Below are 1,656 nucleotides of genomic sequence, written 5' to 3' on the forward strand. Positions count from 1 at the left end.
GTGGGAGGCTCGTACTCGCTACCGGGATTCACGGGGACTCCTGGGGTTGCCCTGAATTGCGGGGGAAATGGTAGCCCGCTCTCGTGCACATCGCTCGAAGTAGGTCATTCCACACCACGTCATTCCGGCGGAACCTGGCGTGGCAGAGCGGCCGAGACCAGCCGGCCGATCTCCATCACCGTCTCGCGGTCCGCCACTTCGACCACCTCCGGAAGCCCGGTCGCCGTTCGCTCGACCGGCACGTCCTCGCGGTGCCAGATCACCTCCACCAGCGCGTTGCTCGTCCGGAAGTACACCTTACTGTCCACTTTGGCGGAGGTGTGGGAGTTCATGTACAGCTGGACGGTGTTCTGGGTGAAGCCGGACTCCCCCACGCCGGGCACGTCCTGGACCGCGCCGTGGCCGGTGCGGCCCTGCACGCCCTCGGCCGAGGCGCGGGTGGCGCGTTCGCCGGCGTAGCGCCGTTCGGCCACCTGAGGGCCGCTGAGTTCGGTGGTGGACTGCTCGGCCCAGGCGCGCACGATGATCCACTTCGCCGCTCTCGACCCGTCGCGGACCAGCCACCGGCATTCCCCGGGCTTGGGCTGGTCGCGTTCGACGGCGCCGCCCAGCGCCGCGGCGGCCTGGGCGTCGGTGAGCAGGGCGCACGGGCCGGGCGCGGCGGCGAACCTGCCCACGTCCTTCGGGGAGTTCAGCAGGGTGAGGCCGTACCAGCCGCCGGCCCCCAGCAGGACGGCGGCGGCCAGCACGACGGGCACCAGCCACCAGCGGCGGCGGGCGCCCGGCGGCGTCGCGACGACCGGGGCCGCGCCGGTCAGCGCGGCCCGCACCTGGTCGGCCGTGGGACGCGTGGCCGGGACCTTGGCCAGCATGGCCATGATCAGGTTGCCCAGGTCGCGTCCGGCCCTGGCCGGGAACGGCGGCTCGTGCAGCAGCACCGCGGCCGCCATGGCGGCGGGCATCGCGCGCTCGAACGGCGGCCGCCCCTCGACCGCCGCGTACAGGCTCGCGCCCAGCGACCACAGGTCGGACGCGGGCCCGGTGGCCTGCTCGTTGAGCCGTTCCGGGGCCATGTAGCCGGGTGAGCCGGCGCTGCCGAACCTGTCGCCCTGCCCGCCCACCGGCGCGGCGATGCCGAAGTCGGTGAGCATGGCCGAGCCGTCGCCGTCGATGAGGATGTTGGCCGGCTTGACGTCCTGGTGCAGGATGCCGTGCGCGTGCGCGACCTGCAGCGCCGACAGCACGCTCAGCCCGACGCGGGCGACGAACGCGGGCGCCAGCGGCCCGTGCTCCCTGATGAGCTGGTCGAGCGAGCGCCCGGTGACCAGGTCCATGATGATCCACGGCTGGTCGCCGTCGAGCACCACGTCGTGGACCAGCACGATCGCCGGGTCGCGCAGCCGTCCGGCGGACCTGGCCTCGTGGATGGCCCGGTCGGCGAACTCGGCGCGCTCTCGCGGGCCGAGCCCGGACGGCACGCGTACCTGCTTGACCGCGACCTCGCGGTTCAGCGTCTCGTCGAGCGCCCGCCACACGGTGCCCGCGCCGCCCTCGCCGAGCCGCTCGACCAGCCGGTAACGCCCGGCGAGCACGAACGGCTGCTGCGGCTGACGCGCGGGCGGAGGCTGCGGCTGGGGCGGGGGCTGGTGCCAGGGC

1 protein-coding gene is annotated in these 1,656 nt (G+C 73.9%); it reads right to left on the bottom strand.

The window, feature by feature from the left end:
* Positions 1–119: 119 nt before the first annotated feature.
* Positions 120–1,656 (bottom strand): serine/threonine-protein kinase (locus HII36_RS55045; protein WP_173531360.1); only part of this gene is annotated, 1,537 nt, incomplete at its 5' end.

The organism is Nonomuraea antri, assembly GCF_013283785.1.
Classification (GTDB): Bacteria; Actinomycetota; Actinomycetes; order Streptosporangiales; family Streptosporangiaceae; genus Nonomuraea; species Nonomuraea antri.